This is a genomic window from Mycoplana sp. BE70, assembly GCF_031455855.1.
Taxonomy (GTDB): domain Bacteria; phylum Pseudomonadota; class Alphaproteobacteria; order Rhizobiales; family Rhizobiaceae; genus Mycoplana.
This window is the reverse complement of the sequence record NZ_JAVDTM010000001.1, coordinates 194,684-209,331: the sequence shown is the minus strand read 5'-3', so window position 1 is coordinate 209,331 and position 14,648 is coordinate 194,684. Positions and strand designations below refer to the sequence as shown.

Sequence of the window (14,648 nt, the reverse complement as noted above, 5' to 3'; positions counted from 1 at the left end):
CTCCGCATCACTGACTGGCCCAGATGATCCGGGCGATCCACTCGATGTCCCGGATGTCGAAAGACCGGTTGGGGTGCTCCGGATTGAGCGACAGCAGTTCGATCGAGCGCGGGCTCTGCCGGTGCAGGACCTTTGCCATCACCTCGCCCTCCCGGGTCTTGACGACGACCCGATCGCCCCGGCGCACCTGCGCGGCCGGCTCGACGATCAACACGTCGCCGTCACGATAGAGCGGCATCATGCTGTCGCCTTGGACTTCGAGGGCGTAGACGCCCTGCTTGCGCTCCGGCGACGCGGGGAAATCGACGACATCCCAGCCCTGGCCGGCGGGAAATCCGCCGTCGTCGAAGAAGCCGCCGGCGCCGGCCTGCGCGAAGCCGAGCAGCGGAATAGAGCCCGATTGGGGCGGAAAGGTGCCCTGGGGAAGAATGGCGGTGCGGTTGTAACCTGAGGTTTCGAGACCGATGAATTCATCGATCGTCGCCCCCGTCGCGTCCAGAACCTTTGCGATCGATTCCGTCGAGGGCCAGCGCAGCCGTCCGTCCGTGCCCAGCCGTTTCGACTTGTTGAAAGATGTCGGATCAAGCCCGGCACGCCGGGCGAGCCCGGACGGCGAAAGCCGGTGGCGTTCGGCCAGGGCATCGATTGCCGCCCAGATCCTTTCGTGGGAAAACATCGTCGTTCGTCCTGCTCAGCGGCGCGGGTGAACCTGCGCCGGTTGGGGTCGAGCATAGCGAAGCGGCGGTTCTTAGTAAAGAAAAAAGGAAAATAATCCTCATAGCTCGCGGTCGACTTTGCGCCGGGCGACGACGCTCTCGCGCCAGATTGTGAAGATGCCAGCGCCGACCACGATGGCCGAACCGACGATCATGTTGGGCGTCAGCCGCTCGCCAAAAAGGGTCACGCCCATGAAACCTGCAAAGACCAGTTGCAGATAGGTCAGCGGCTGGACGGCGGCCGCATCGAGCAGGTCATAGGCGCGGATCAGAAAATAGTGGCTTGCCATGCCGGTGATGCACAGCAACGCCATCCAGCCCCAGTCGACCGGCGCAAGTCCTGTCCAGTAGAACGGGCCGACGAACGAGAGGGTGATCGCGCCGACGGTACCGATGTAGAAAAAGCTCGTGGTGGCCGAATCGTCGCGGCTGACGAGCCGGGTGGCGATGACATAGAGCGAGAAGACCGCGGCCGCGGCCAGCGGGAGCAGCAGCATCGGCTCGATGCCATCCCGACCTGGATCGAGGATGACGAGCACGCCGATGAGCCCGAGAAGGATGGCCGTCCAGCGGCGCCAGCCGACCTTCTCGCTCAGCAGCGGCACGGAGAGGACGGCGACGAACAGCGGCGTTGCGGAAAAGATCGCCTGCGAATGTGCCAGCCCCACCTTGGCCAGCGACGTGATGACGATGACGATCTGTGCTGCCAGCATGACGCCGCGCAGGATCTGAAGGACCGGCCGCCTGGTCGCCGCCGCAGTCCGCAGCCCGCCCTTGGAGCGCGCAGCCATCAGGATGGTGAACGCGGCGAAGGCCCAGAAGCGGATCATCGCGATAAAGGCCGGCGGGTAGAGACCGCCGAGATGCTTGGAGATGCCGTCCTGTATGGCGAAGATGACGATCGCCAGGAGGGTGAAGATGTAGCCGCTGCGTTTCATATCCATGGCTCCGCCATATACCGCGGCAGCCCGCAATGCACCTGCAATCCGCTCTTTCAGGGAAAGCGGACACGGCGGCTGGGCAACGGGGGCACCCCGGCGGACGAGCACAGGAAGCGCCTCAGGAGATCGCGATGGGCTATTTCTGGCCTCTTTCGCAAGCCCGCCGCCGGCGCTATCAGTGGCGTGGGCGCATTCGGTCTCGCGCCCGGAGTCCCACCCGTGCACAAGCGCATCCTTTCCGGCATCCTGCTGACGAGCTTTTCCTATTTCCTGTTTTCGGTCCAGGACGCCTCGGTCAAGTGGCTCGTGGCGGCCCTTCCCATCTGGCAGGTCCTGTTCGTGCGCAGCGTAACGATCTTTGCAATCTGCGCCGTATACGGACGCGGACCGCTTCTGCGTCGCGCGTCCGTATCGCCAATTCTCAAGCCGATGTTCGTGCGCAACCTGCTGCTGCTCGCAGCCTGGCTCTCCTACTACACGGCCTCGCGCGATCTCGGTCTGGCAGAACTGACGACGCTCTACTACGCCTCGCCGATCATCGTGACCGTGCTGGCCATCCCGATCCTTGGCGAGGCCGTGCCGCTGAACCGCTGGGTGGCCGTGCTGACCGGGTTCCTCGGCGTACTGATCGCCTGCGACGTGTTCGGCAAGGGGATGACCATCTCGCTTCCGGTCTATCTTGCCCTGCAGGCGGCGGTCTTCTGGGGGATCGGCACCATCCTGCTGCGGAAGACCGCGCTTCAGGAAACCACGCTGGTGCAGATGACGATCTCCAGCGGCTTTCTGATCCTGTTCACAGGACTGGTCGCCCCATTCGTCTGGCTGCCATTCGCCCTTTCGGACTTCGCGCTGATGATCGGAACCGGCGTTCTCGCCGGTATCGCGCAATTTGCCTTGTTCGAGGGCATGCGGCGGGCGGAGGTGTCGCTCCTGGCGCCCTTCGAGTATTCCTCACTGGTATGGGGCTTTATCCTCGGCTTCCTGATCTGGAACGAGGTTCCGGCGCACAATGTCTTCATCGGCGCGGTGCTGATTTTCTCCGCTGGCATGATCATCATCGCCGCGGAGCGCTTTGCGCGTCAACCAACCGAAACACGGACGTAGCATTGTTCGACCGGCCGATGCCGGCTGGTGGCCGAACGGTGTCGGCGAACCAGCCGGCGTCAGAGGTCGGTCATTGCAGTTTCCCGTCGCCGCTTTTGTCTGCCGCGGCGAAGTCGGCCATCACCCGGTTCATGAACTCGGTCTGCGTGACGCTGCCATTGGAGTTGGCGTCGGTGGCGGCGAACTGGTCGGCGGTCAGGACGCCCGTGACTTCCGAATCCACCAGCACCCCGTCCTTGTTCTTGTCCAGGTTGGCGAAGGCCCTTTTCATGAAGGCCTGGTATTCCGAGCGCTGCACCACTCCATCCTTGTTGGTATCGAGTTGATCCTTCTGACCCTGGTGCATCTGCGCCGTTTGCGCCTGGGCAACGGCACCGACGCCCGGGCACGCCACGAGGGCAACCACGAAAATTGTTAGCCTCATGCGCGCCTCACCTGTATCTGCAGGTCAGGAGATTGCCGACAACCCCGCCGACACCGATACCGCCACCGATGGCGGCGATCTGCCCGGTTCCGGCGCCGATGGTGGCGCCGGCGAGGCCGCCGACGATCGCTCCGCCGACCGTTCCGGCGACGCAGGCAAACTCGGCATTGCGGTCGATAACGCTCTGAGAGACCGGCTGCGATGCGCAAGCCGACAGGGCGAATGTGGCACCAACGAGAATGGTGGCCGTATGTTTCTTCATCTTACCCTCCAAGTATTTCTCTTCGCTTCTCACGGAATCGCCAATTCGGGCCGCAATGAATACCGATATTAGTCGTAGCTTGGATGACCCTTGGCGGCTGATTGTCGATTGCATGCATCCAGCTAAAGGTTGCCGTCAGCACAATGCAATTCATGAGCGCGGGCCAAACGGCATCCGCAACTCGGGGGTTCGATCCACGCCTTCGGTGTGGACGCCGCCATCCTACAATCGACGCGAAGTGATGGCAACTCGACCGCGATCAGGATCTATTACAGGCGTTCACACCGCCCAGCTTGCGTCCCGCCAAAATCGGCAGATCGGTATGGCCCGGCGGTTGCGCTGGCAACGCGTGTACGATCCCGGCCGCGAGAAAAGCCACGAATGCGTGGCCCCCACTCCGAGGCTACGGAGAGAGGGCGATCGGTCAGAAAATGTTTGCGACCGAGTGGCCAAGCGCCATGGCGCCGGCATATTGGGCCTGCGGACCCGGCTGCAGCGGGTGGAAGCGGGCGCCCTGGATGTCGCGGAATCGGCGCTCGAGGCCGAGGCTGCGGTAGAAGCCGGCTCCGCCCGCCAGTTCCATGGCGAGCTCGACGGCCGCGATTGCGTTCTTCGCCACCAACGAGCGGCCGATCATCATCTCGTTGACGCTGTCTGCAGACGGCGTATTGCGCTCGACGGTCTCGACCATCCAGCGATGCGCCATCTGCGCAGCCCTGAGCGACGTCTCCATCCGCCCGGCAAGATCAAGCGTGGTCGGACTGGGGTGCCGCTTGCGGGCCGTCTCCAGCGCAATGTCGCGCGCGCTCTCGGCAACGCCGAGATAGACCGCGTAGATCAGCGGAAAGGCGGTGGTGGCAATGATCTGGAACACCGGATGCCACTCGCCGGCGCGGCGCGTCAACGATATCCCTGCATCCGGAATGAAGAGGTTGTCGATGACGACGTCGTTCGAGCCCGTTCCGCGCATGCCGAGCGTGCGCCAGGTCTCGACGATGCTGACTTCCGGAGCCTTCATGGGAGCAGCGAAATGGATGACCGCATCCGGTCCCTCGGCCGTTTCGACGACCGCGCCGGTCATCAGCAGATCGCCGGCGGGGGCGCCGGAGGTAAAGACCTTGCGCGCCGAGATCCGGTATCCGCCCTCGACCTTCGTCGCCTTGCCCGAGCCGCCGATCCAGTCGGAACCGCCGCTGGACAGCAGGATCAGCTTCTCGGCGGCGACCCGCCGCAGCAGCGGCTCGACGGCGGCAACCTGCTGGTGTCGCCAGCGCCAGGCGGGGATAGCCACCTGATGGGTGTGCATCGAAAAGGCCAGCGCCGTCGACGAGCAGGTCTGCGCCATCACCCGCAGCATGTCGGCCAGTTGGCGCACCTCGGCGCCGCCACCGCCCAGTTCACGCGGCACGCCGGCTTCGACGAGGCCGGACTTCTTCAGCAGTTCATAGTTTTCCGCGACGAACAGGTCACCTTCGTCGAACCGAGCCGCACGCTCGGCCAGGACCGGCGCCAGTGCCGTCGCAATTTCGACCGGATCGCCGGGCGTTTCCAGTCGCTTGTCTGTGTCTTTCGGGGACGTATTTGCCATTGTGCTCATGGGCTCCTCCTCTCGCTGCGCCGCGCGTCCTGATGGATGCGCAAAGGACGCAGCAACGCTCTGGACGGCGCACAATCCCCTCCGAAAATCGGTCCGATTTTCGCGGTCATGCGCTAGACCATCGCAGGTTCCTCCCATCCAGGATTTACGTCCAGTTCACGAACTGTACCACCCGTTGGCCGCCGCAGACATTTTGGGCTATGATCCAGCCGAACTCTGCCCGGTGATGATCATGGAAGAACATGGAAGCTACGGCCAGTTCTGCCCCGTATCGATGGCCGCCGAAATACTCTGCACCCGCTGGACGGTGCTGATCCTGCGCGAGTTCCTGTGCGGTACGACGCGCTTCAACGACCTGCGTCGCGGCGTGCCGCGCATGTCGCCGGCGCTCCTGTCCAAGCGCCTGAAGGAGCTGGAACGTGCCGGTGTTATCGTCACGGCGGCGGGCGAAAAAGGCGTGACGGAGTACCGCCTGTCGCAGTCTGGCGAGGACCTGCAGCCGATCATCATGGGCATGGGGCAGTGGGGACAGCGTTGGGTGGATTCGCAGCTTTCGCTGAAGAACCTCGATCCGTCGCTCCTGATGTGGGACATGCGCCGCAATCTGAACCCGCAACCGCTGCCGAAAGGCCGCTGCACGATTCAGTTTCTGTACCCCGAACTGCCGCTCGCCCGGCAGAATTGGTGGCTGGTGGTGGATGAAGGGGCCGTCGATCTGTGCGGGTTCGATCCCGGCTTCGAGATCGACCTGCTGGTGACCAGTTCGCTGCGCAGCATGACGGCGATCTGGATGGGCCTTTCCGTCGTTCGCCGGGAGGTCGAGGCCGGAAACGTCGAGTTCGATGGCGACCCAAGCATAGCCAATGCCATGCAGCAATGGCTCGGGCTCAGCAAGTTCGCTCCGGAGCCCCGCCGGGTCTCCTGACATTTACGTGATCGCGGGGCGCGAGAAAAAGCCGGCCGCGACCTTACACTCGGAAACGCCAGACCCTATATCGCGCCGAGGCGCCTCGATGGCGTGGGAACAGACAATGGGAAGGCTTGGCATGCAGCGTTTTGGACGAATTTTCGCGATGATCGGCGTCGCCGTCATGGTGATGGTGACTGCGGTCGACGTGGCGGAGGCGCGCCGCGCGGGCGGTGGCGGCTTCGGCAGCCGCGGTACGCGCACGTTCTCACCGCCGCCTGCGAACCGCACGGCACCGACGCAGACAGCGCCGATCGACCGGAGCATGACGCAGAAGCCGGCGGGCCAGCAGGCCCCTGGTGCCAACCAGCAGGCGCCGGGCGCTAACCGGCCCGCGGCCCAGCGCCCGGGCATGTTCGGCGGTCTCGCCGGCGGATTGCTCGGCGGCCTGATGATGGGCGGCTTGATCGGCATGCTGATGGGCAACGGCCTTGGCGGCGCCGCCGGTTTCCTCGGCCTGCTGCTGCAGGCGGGCCTGGTCATCGGTGCAATCATGCTGGCCATGCGCTTCTTCGGCCGCGGCAGCCAGCCCGCGCTCGGTGGGGCAGGGGCATCGATGTCGCGGACGGCGGCCTCGGGTTCGACCGGTTCCGGCGTGCCGTCCTTCTCAATCCCCCGCATCGGCAGCGGGCTGGGTGCCGGCTTGGGCAGCACATCGGGTGGCGCATTGGTTGGTGGCGCAGCGGCCGCCCCGCAACAGCCAGACGAGATTGGCGTGCGCCAGGAGGACCTAGAGCAGTTCGAACAGATGCTGAAGGGCGTCCAGGCCGCTTATGGCGCCGAGGACTATGCGGCGCTGCGCAAGCTGACGACGCCGGAGGCGATGTCGTGGCTCGCCGAGGAGTTGAGCGACAACGCCACCAGCGGCGTGAAGAACGAGGTGCGTGACGTTCATCTCGTCCAGGGCGATGTTGCCGAGGCATGGAATGAGGACGGCGCCGACTACGCGACGGTCGCGATGCGCTACGAGAGCATCGACGTGATGCGCGACCGCGCGACCGGTAAGGTCGTCAGCGGCGATCCGGACAATCTGACCGAGTCGGTCGAGGTCTGGACCTTCGTGCGCAAGCCGGGGTCCGACTGGCTGGTGTCCGCCATCCAGGGCACCGAGGCGGCGTAGCACGACGCACATTCTTTGAGAGCGAAGGGGCGCAGCCGTGTTGCGCCCCTTCGTCGTCCTTGCGGTGGTGGGCCGAGCGGGATAGGGATGCCGTCATGAGGAACATCCACTTCCGCAAGGCCGAGCCGCGCGATCTTGCCGCCATCGTTGCGCTTCTTGCCGACGATCCGTTGGGCGCACAACGCGAGATCCAGAGTGAGATGCCGGACACCGCCTATGAGGCGGCCTTCGCGGCGATCGACGCCGATCCGAACCAATTGCTCGCCGTCGCCGTCGATGGCGAGGAGGTCGTCGGCACCCTGCAACTCACCTTCATCCCGGGCCTGTCCCGCGGCGGTGCCTGGCGAGGTCAAATCGAGGCGGTGCGCGTCGCAAGCGGCCGGCGCGGGGAGGGGCTGGGTCACCGCATGTTCGAATGGGCGATTGCGGAATGTCGCGCCCGCGGCTGCCGGCTGGTGCAACTGACGACGGACAAGAGCCGCCCCGACGCGCACCGCTTCTACGAAGACCTCGGCTTTGTCGCCAGCCATGTCGGCTACAAGCTTTCGCTCTGAACGGGCTTGCCCTGGCTTCGTTTCTGGCTTCAATGGAAAGACCAGATGCGCGGCTGATTTTCTGTCAGTTTGCCTTTGGTTTGCAATCCGGATCGGAGTATCCCATGTCTTTCAAGACCTTCGCCGCAACCGCGCTTCTGCTGCTGACCGTTTCCGGATGCGCTAAGAGCGCTGCCAACAACACGGACTACGCCCGTCCGCCGGAACCCGGCGGCGGCATTCGCATCCCGATCAACTGAGTTGGTTGCGCTCGACTCCGCATAGCCTCGATCGGGGATCCTTGCGGGTCCCGGTTGTATGCCCTAGACTGGATTGGTCTTGCACGTTTAAAAAGGTTTGCGGTGCGCGAGTTGATCGCGCGCCGAGCAGTATGCGATCGGGAATTTTCTTCCCTGCAATGGGTTGATCGAAGCACACTTCCTTGGAGGGGTCGATGATTCGTGCCACGCAGATGCTGACTGTTCTCATGCTCACCCTCATTCCGGCGGCGGCGTTCAGCCAGAGCGCACAGCCGGCGCCGGCCCATGTTCCCTTGCAGAAGACGATTGGCCAGGCGAAGCCCGATATCGTGCCCTCGCTGATCGTTCTTAATTCGGACGGCGCCAGCCTTACGGGCGACACGCTGACGCTGACCGGTGTTTCGACGAACGCCGTCATATTCGCCGATCGTCCGGTACGGTCGGCGGGCCACGCGCTGACGGATCACCTGCTGGAGGAGTGGGCGGAAGGCAGCGACAGTTTCGCCAAGGACCCGCCGAATGCGACGGTCTCGGCTTTCAGCAAGGACGGCAAGACGATCCGGGATGCCGTCGTCGTGCTCAAATCGCCCAAGCGCGAGGGTGACCGGCTGGCCTTCGCCGTGGAGGTCCTCGAGGGGAGCCTCGACGGTGCCGATGGCCCGGCATCGATCTTCATCGACATCATAGGGCTGCCGAGAACGCCCGCGTCCTTTGCCGGTGTCGCGCGTCGGACCGCCTATCGTGGTGCCTGGTATGCCGGCGCAGCAGCCGGCGCCGGTTACGCGGCCGCCCCGTATTATCGCCCCTACGCGCCTGCCTGCGGCTACTACCCCTATCCGCCCTGCTACTGAGCGGGGAGACCCCGTGGGCGGCCGCGCGCTGTGATCCGGGAAACGAAATAAGGGCGGGAGCCGCGGCCCCCGCCCTTTGGTGAAATGTATCCGTTAGGGTCAGGGACGACGGCCTATGCCGCCGCCTTCTTTCCAAATGGATCGAACCGGCCGTAGAAGGACTCGTCCTTGGCGGCCATGTCGAGCAGCAGCGGCGTCGGCCTGTAATGATCGCCGTAGCGCTGGGCGAGCGTCTCGCACAGCGCTACGAAGGTTTTCACACCCATGCCGTCGATGTAGGAGAGCGTGCCGCCGGTATAGGGGGCAAAGCCGAAGCCGAGGATGGAGCCGACATCGGCCTCGCGCGGATCGGTGACGATGCCTTCCTCGACCGTGCGGGCCGCTTCCAGCGCGATCGTCACGAGCAGCCGCTCCTTCAGCACCTTCACGTCGACGTCTTCCGGCCGCTGTTGCGGATAGAGGTCCTTCAGGCCCGGCCACAGGCGCTTCTTGGCCGGCTTCGGCGGGTAGTCGTAGAAGCCCTTGGCGCTCTTGCGCCCCAAACGGCCGTCCTCGACGAGTTTTGTCACCAGTTCCATGTGGCGCGGGTCGACGGACTGCGGGCCGAGGTCGGCGATCGCCGCGTTGAAGATCTTGTAGGAGAGATCGACGGCGACCTCGTCGTTGAGCGACAGCGGCCCGACCGGCATGCCGGCCATCTTCGCCGCGTTCTCGATCATCGCCGCCGGCACGCCCTCGATCAGCATGTCGTAGGCCTCGCCGATATAGCGGAAGACGCAGCGGTTGACGTAGAAGCCGCGCGTGTCGTTGACGACGATCGGCGTCTTCCTGATCGCGGCCACGTAGTCGAGAGCGACGGCGAGCGCCTTGTCGCCGGTGTCCTTGCCGAGGATCACCTCGGTCAGCATCATCTTCTCGACCGGCGAGAAGAAGTGGATGCCGATGAACTGGGCCGGGCGGCTCGAGTTCTTCGCAAGGCCGGTGATCGGCAGCGTCGAGGTGTTGGAGGCGTAGATTGCGCCCTCCGGTAGCACGGCCTCGACCTTCTCGGTGACGGCCTTCTTCACATCGCGGTCTTCGAACACCGCCTCGATGACGAGGTCGGCGTCGGCAAGTGCGGCATAGTCCGGTGTCGGCGTGATCAGCGACAGCAGTTTTTCGCCTTCCTCCTTGCTGATCCGGCCCTTGGCGACGCTCCCGGAAACGAGACTCTCGCAAACGGTCTTGCCCCTGTCGGCCGCCTCCTGGTCGCGGTCGATCAGAACGACGGGGATGCCGGCGGCGGCAGTGACATAGCCGATCGAGGCGCCCATGAAGCCGGCACCGACGATGCCGATCTTCCTGAACTCCGCCTTCGGCACGCCGGCGGGACGGCGCGCACCCTTGCCCAGCTCCTGCATGGAGATGAACAGCGAGCGGATCATCGAGAAGGCCTCGGTGGTCTGCAGGATGTGGGTGAAGTAGCGCTGCTCGACCTTCAGCGCCGTGTCGAAGGGCAGTTGCAGGCCCTCGTAGACGCACTTGAGGATCGCGAGGGCAGCCGGATAGTTGCCGGCCGTCTCGCGGCGGAGGATGGCGGGGGCGGCCGGCCAGAGCTGGGCCGAGGCCGGCGTCCAGATGCCGCCGCCCGGAACCTTGAAGCCCTTCTCGTCCCAGGGGGCGACCGGCTTCAGGCCGTCCTTGATCATCTGCTTGGCGGCAGAAATCAGGTCTTCGGGAGCAACGACCTGATGCAGGAGATTCATCGCCTTGGCGCGCGCGGCCGAAAGCGACGAGCCGGTGGTCATCATCTGCAACGCGTCTTGGGTGTTCGCCAGCCGCGGCACGCGCTGGGTGCCACCGGCGCCAGGGAAGATGCCGACCTTGACCTCGGGTAGCGCGATTTTGACCGACTTGGCATTCGAGGCGACGCGGCCATGGCAGGAGAGCGACAGTTCAAAGGCACCGCCCATGCAGGTGCCGTTGATGGCGGACACCCAGGGCTTGCCACAGGTCTCAAGCTTGCGGAACAGCCCGCTCATCTGGCCGGTCAGCGCGAAGAGCTTTTCGACGGCTTGGGCCGGATCCTTCGCCTTTTCCTCCTGCTGCAGCGTGAACATCGACTTGATCATCGACAGGTCGGCGCCGCCGGAGAAGGAGGACTTGCCGGAGGTGATGACGACGCCTTTGACCACAGAGTCGGCGACCGTCTGGTCGATGATCGTGTCGAGTTCGTCCATCACCTCGACGGTCAGCACGTTCATCGACTTGCCGGGCATGTCCCAGGTGACGAGCGCAATGCCGTCGACGTCGGTTTCGATGGTGAAGTTCTTGTAGGTCATTTCTCTCTCCCGAAACCTGTCAGACGCGCTCGATGATCGTCGCCGTGCCCATGCCGGCGCCGATGCAGAGCGTCACCAGCGCGGTGTTGAGGTCACGCCGTTCCAGTTCGTCCAGCACGGTGCCGAGGATCATTGCGCCGGTGGCGCCGAGCGGGTGGCCCATGGCAATGGCGCCGCCGTTGACGTTGATCCTGTCGTGCGGGATCTCGAAAGCCTGGCAGTAGCGCAGCACGACGGCCGCAAAGGCCTCGTTCAGCTCGAACAGGTCGATATCGGACAGCTGCATGCCGGCGCGCTTCAGGAGCTTCTCGGTCACGTCGACGGGGCCGGTCAGCATCAGCGCCGGATCGGAACCGATGTTGGCGAAGGCCTTGATGCGGGCGCGCGGCTTCTTGCCGAGGATCGCGCCGCCTTCCTTCGAGCCGATGAGCACGGCCGCGGAACCGTCGACGATGCCGGACGAGTTGCCGGCGTGGTGGACGTAGTTGATCGCCTCGATCTCCGGATGCGCCTGGATGGCGACGGCCTCGAAGCCGCCCATCTCGCCAGGCATCTGGAAGGAGGGGTTGAGCTGGGCGAGCGCCTGCATGTCGGTACCCGGGCGCATGTGCTCGTCGCGATCGAGGATGGTGAGGCCGTTGATGTCCTTCACCGGAATCACGGAATTCTTGAAGTAGCCCTTCTCCCAGGCGTTCGCCGCCCGCTTCTGGCTCTCGACCGCATAGGCGTCGACGTCGTCGCGGGAGAAGCCGTATTTGGTGGCGATCAGGTCGGCGGAGACGCCCTGCGGCATGAAGTAGGCCGGGAAATTGACGGAGGGGTCCATGTACCAGGAGCCGCCGGACATGCCCATGCCGACGCGCGACATGCTCTCAACACCGCCGGCGATGACGAGATCGTCGGCGCCTTGCGCAATCTTGCCGGCGCCGAAGTTGACGGCGTCCAGGCCGGAGGCGCAGAAGCGCGAGATCTGCATGCCAGGGGCCCTGGAGGAATAGCCGGCCTCGAAGGCGGCCGCCTTGGGGATGACGGCGCCGGCGTCCATCACCGGATCGACGCAACCCATGATGATGTCGTCGACCTTCGATGTGTCGAGCCCGTTGCGGTCGCGGATGGCCTCGAGCACTTTCGCCGCGAGGCGGACGGAGGGCACCTCGTGCAGCGCCCCGTCCTTCTTGCCGCGCCCGCGCGGGGTGCGCACGTGGTCGTAGATGAAGACGTCGGTCATTAATCTCTTCTCCCTATCGGCGCGGCTGCGCCGTCAATCTCTCTCTTCGTCCGCCGGCCCCTCATCCGCCTGCCAACACCTTCTCCCCGCAAGTGGGGCGAAGGGACGATGCCGCGGCGACTGTACTCCCTCTCTCCGCAAGCGGGGAGAGGGTTGGGGTGAGGGCAAACTGTTAGAATGCCTCGGCCGGAAGCGCCATCATCGTCTCGGCGCCGGTCTCGATGCGGGCCTTGCGCAGCGCCGTTTCCGGCATGATGCGCTCCATGAAGAAGCGGGCGGTGATCAGCTTGTTGCGCAGGAACGCCTCGCGCTCGCCGGCACCGGTCGTCAGTCCTGCCTGTGCTGCCTTCGCCATCTTCGCCCACATGTAGCCGACGACGACGAGGCCGAAGAGGTGCATGTAGTCGGTGGAGCCAGCGCCGGCATTGTCGGGCTTGGCCATCGCGTGCTGCATGAACCACATGGTCGATGCCTGCAGGTCGTTCAGCCCCTTCTTCAGGTGCTTGGTGAAGAAGGACAGGCTCTCGTCGGCGCGGTTCTCCTCGCAGAAGTCGCCGATCTCCTTGAACAGCGCCATGACGGCACGGCCGCCGTTCATGCCGAGCTTGCGGCCGACCAGGTCGAGCGCCTGGATGCCGTTGGCGCCTTCGTAGATCATGGCGATGCGGGCGTCGCGCACGTACTGGCTCATGCCGTGCTCTTCGATATAGCCATGGCCGCCGAAGACCTGCTGGGCCATCACCGCGTGGTCGAAGCCCTTATCGGTCAGAACACCCTTCAGGATCGGCGTCATCAACCCGAGAAGATCGTCGGCGGTCTGCCGCTCGTTCTCGCCCGCCGCCCGGTGGGCAATGTCGGATTGAAGCGCGGTCCAGAGCAGGAAGGCGCGCCCGCCTTCGTTCCAGGCCTTGATGGTCAGCAGCGCGCGGCGGACGTCGGGATGAACGATGATCGGATCGGCGCGCTTGTCGGGTGCCTTCGGCCCGGAGAGCGACCGGCCCTGGATGCGTTCGCGGGCATAATTGGCGGCGTTCTGATAGGCGGCCTCGGCGACGGCGAGCCCCTGCAGGCCAACACCCAGGCGCGCCTCGTTCATCATCACGAACATGGCGTTGAGGCCCTTGTTCTCCGCGCCGATCAGGTAGCCGGTCGCCTCGTCGTAGTTCATGACGCAGGTGGCATTGCCGTGAATGCCCATTTTGTGCTCGACGGCGCCGCAGGAAACGCCGTTGCGCTTGCCCGGTTCGCCGTTCTCGTTCAGCAGGAACTTCGGCACGATGAAAAGCGAAATGCCCTTGGTACCCTCCGGCGCGCCCTCGACGCGGGCGAGAACGAGATGGACGATGTTCTCCGACATGTCGTGTTCGCCGGCCGAGATGAAGATCTTCTGCCCGGAGATCCGGTAGGAGCCGTCGCCGTTCGGTACCGCCTTGGTGCGCAGCATGCCGAGATCGGTGCCGCAGTGCGGTTCGGTGAGGTTCATCGTGCCGGTCCAGGTGCCGGATACCATCTTCGGCAGATAGGCCTGCTTCTGCGCTCCCGAGCCATGCACGAGGATCGCCGCGATCGCGCCCTGGGTCAGGCCCGGATACATCATCAGCGACATGTTGGCCGACGACATGTACTCAGCGACGGCGGTGTGCAGGAGATAGGGGAGTCCCTGGCCTCCGAATTCCTCCGGAACCGCGAGCCCCAGCCAGCCGCAATCCCGGTAGAGGTCGAACCCCTCCTTGAAACCCTTCGGCACGCGGACCGAACCGTCGTCGCCGCGCTTGCAGCCTTCCTGGTCGCCGGAAAGATTGAGCGGTAGCAGGACCTCTTCGGAGAGCTTGGCGGCTTCGCCGGCGATGGCCTCGATCATGTCCGACGACGCTTCGGCAAAGCCCGGAAGGTTATTGAAGCGCTCGATGGCAAGCACGTCGTTGAGGACGAACATGGTTTCGTTCACGGGGGCCTTGTAGATTGGCATTGTCTCGCGTTCCTCGGCTCTTCGACGGACCTCTGTCCACGCACTGACAGAGATACTAGGAAAATTTGACGTTTGCGTAAACGTCAAATTGGTCGCACGCGGAAGTTACGAGTGAGCAGGGCAGATCGGCGACCCGAGCACTCTCCCGCAGCAGTTGCGGCGTTCCAACGCGGTACGGTCGGCCTTTTCTATGAGCAAATCGTTAAAAAAGTTCGACCGCGTTAACGGCTTATTTACCATGTTCCGTGAATTGTGGCGCTTGAGGGCAGCTCACGAAATAGTTTCATCGTTTCAGATTTCGCCTGCCGATCGGAGCGTCAGGTCCGGGAAAGATGTGCCTTCTAAAGGTTGTCTC

Annotated in this window: 14 protein-coding genes; 6 read left to right on the top strand and 8 right to left on the bottom strand. The window is 64.4% G+C overall.

Translation table 11 applies throughout. The features are described 5' to 3' along the window. Nucleotides 1–7: 7 nt before the first annotated feature. Nucleotides 8–676 (bottom strand): helix-turn-helix transcriptional regulator, encoded by a 669-nt coding sequence (locus J2Y48_RS01060; RefSeq protein ID WP_310411381.1) that lies wholly within the window; start codon nt 674–676, stop codon nt 8–10. A gap of 99 nt (nt 677–775) precedes the next feature. Beyond that, on the bottom strand, nt 776–1,660 hold the full coding sequence (locus tag J2Y48_RS01055; protein WP_310411378.1) for a DMT family transporter: 885 nt from the start codon (nt 1,658–1,660) through the stop codon (nt 776–778). A 216-nt stretch (nt 1,661–1,876) separates the two neighbouring features. Between J2Y48_RS01055 and J2Y48_RS01050 the strand changes: the two genes are divergently transcribed. Continuing rightward, complete coding sequence (locus tag J2Y48_RS01050) at nt 1,877–2,761, top strand: DMT family transporter (protein WP_310411375.1); 885 nt, start codon at nt 1,877–1,879, stop codon at nt 2,759–2,761. Between the two features lie 70 nt (nt 2,762–2,831). Here J2Y48_RS01050 and J2Y48_RS01045 read toward each other — a convergent pair whose 3' ends face one another. The 3 genes from J2Y48_RS01045 to J2Y48_RS01035 all read right to left on the bottom strand — a co-directional run bounded on the left by J2Y48_RS01045 (nt 2,832) and on the right by J2Y48_RS01035 (nt 5,035). Beyond that, a complete protein-coding gene (locus J2Y48_RS01045; protein WP_310411372.1) occupies nt 2,832–3,185 on the bottom strand; it encodes an EF-hand domain-containing protein in 354 nt (117 codons plus the stop codon). A 7-nt stretch (nt 3,186–3,192) separates the two neighbouring features. Further along, complete coding sequence (locus tag J2Y48_RS01040; protein ID WP_310411370.1) at nt 3,193–3,447, bottom strand: hypothetical protein; 255 nt, start codon at nt 3,445–3,447, stop codon at nt 3,193–3,195. Between the two features lie 424 nt (nt 3,448–3,871). Next, nucleotides 3,872–5,035 (bottom strand): acyl-CoA dehydrogenase family protein, encoded by a 1,164-nt coding sequence (locus J2Y48_RS01035; RefSeq protein WP_310412680.1) that lies wholly within the window; start codon nt 5,033–5,035, stop codon nt 3,872–3,874. A gap of 241 nt (nt 5,036–5,276) precedes the next feature. Between J2Y48_RS01035 and J2Y48_RS01030 the strand changes: the two genes are divergently transcribed. The 5 genes from J2Y48_RS01030 (at nt 5,277) to J2Y48_RS01010 (ending at nt 8,775) form a co-directional block, all read left to right on the top strand. Beyond that, a complete protein-coding gene (locus J2Y48_RS01030) occupies nt 5,277–5,969 on the top strand; it encodes a helix-turn-helix domain-containing protein (RefSeq protein WP_310411365.1) in 693 nt (230 codons plus the stop codon). A gap of 121 nt (nt 5,970–6,090) precedes the next feature. Then, entirely contained in the window at nt 6,091–7,131 is a 1,041-nt protein-coding gene (locus J2Y48_RS01025; RefSeq protein WP_310411362.1) for a Tim44 domain-containing protein, read from the top strand. 95 nt (nt 7,132–7,226) lie between these two features. Then, nucleotides 7,227–7,685 carry a GNAT family N-acetyltransferase gene (locus J2Y48_RS01020; RefSeq protein ID WP_310411359.1) on the top strand — a complete coding sequence of 153 codons (459 nt, stop codon included), beginning with the start codon at nt 7,227–7,229 and terminating at the stop codon, nt 7,683–7,685. Between the two features lie 104 nt (nt 7,686–7,789). Then, on the top strand, nt 7,790–7,924 hold the full coding sequence (locus tag J2Y48_RS01015) for a hypothetical protein (RefSeq protein WP_310411356.1): 135 nt from the start codon (nt 7,790–7,792) through the stop codon (nt 7,922–7,924). A gap of 194 nt (nt 7,925–8,118) precedes the next feature. Next, entirely contained in the window at nt 8,119–8,775 is a 657-nt protein-coding gene (locus J2Y48_RS01010) for a hypothetical protein (protein ID WP_310411352.1), read from the top strand. A gap of 113 nt (nt 8,776–8,888) precedes the next feature. Here the strand turns inward: J2Y48_RS01010 and J2Y48_RS01005 are convergent, their stop codons facing one another. From J2Y48_RS01005 to J2Y48_RS00995, 3 genes are all read right to left on the bottom strand, one after another. Then, the gene (locus J2Y48_RS01005; protein WP_310411349.1) at nt 8,889–11,096 is read right to left on the bottom strand and encodes a 3-hydroxyacyl-CoA dehydrogenase NAD-binding domain-containing protein; all 2,208 of its coding nucleotides are present in this window, start codon (nt 11,094–11,096) and stop codon (nt 8,889–8,891) included. 19 nt (nt 11,097–11,115) lie between these two features. Next, nucleotides 11,116–12,324, bottom strand: a complete 1,209-nt coding sequence (locus tag J2Y48_RS01000) for an acetyl-CoA C-acetyltransferase (protein WP_310411346.1) — start codon at nt 12,322–12,324, stop codon at nt 11,116–11,118. A gap of 172 nt (nt 12,325–12,496) precedes the next feature. Continuing rightward, the gene (locus J2Y48_RS00995) at nt 12,497–14,293 is read right to left on the bottom strand and encodes an acyl-CoA dehydrogenase C-terminal domain-containing protein (RefSeq protein ID WP_310411343.1); all 1,797 of its coding nucleotides are present in this window, start codon (nt 14,291–14,293) and stop codon (nt 12,497–12,499) included. Between the last annotated feature and the right edge of the window lie 355 nt (nt 14,294–14,648).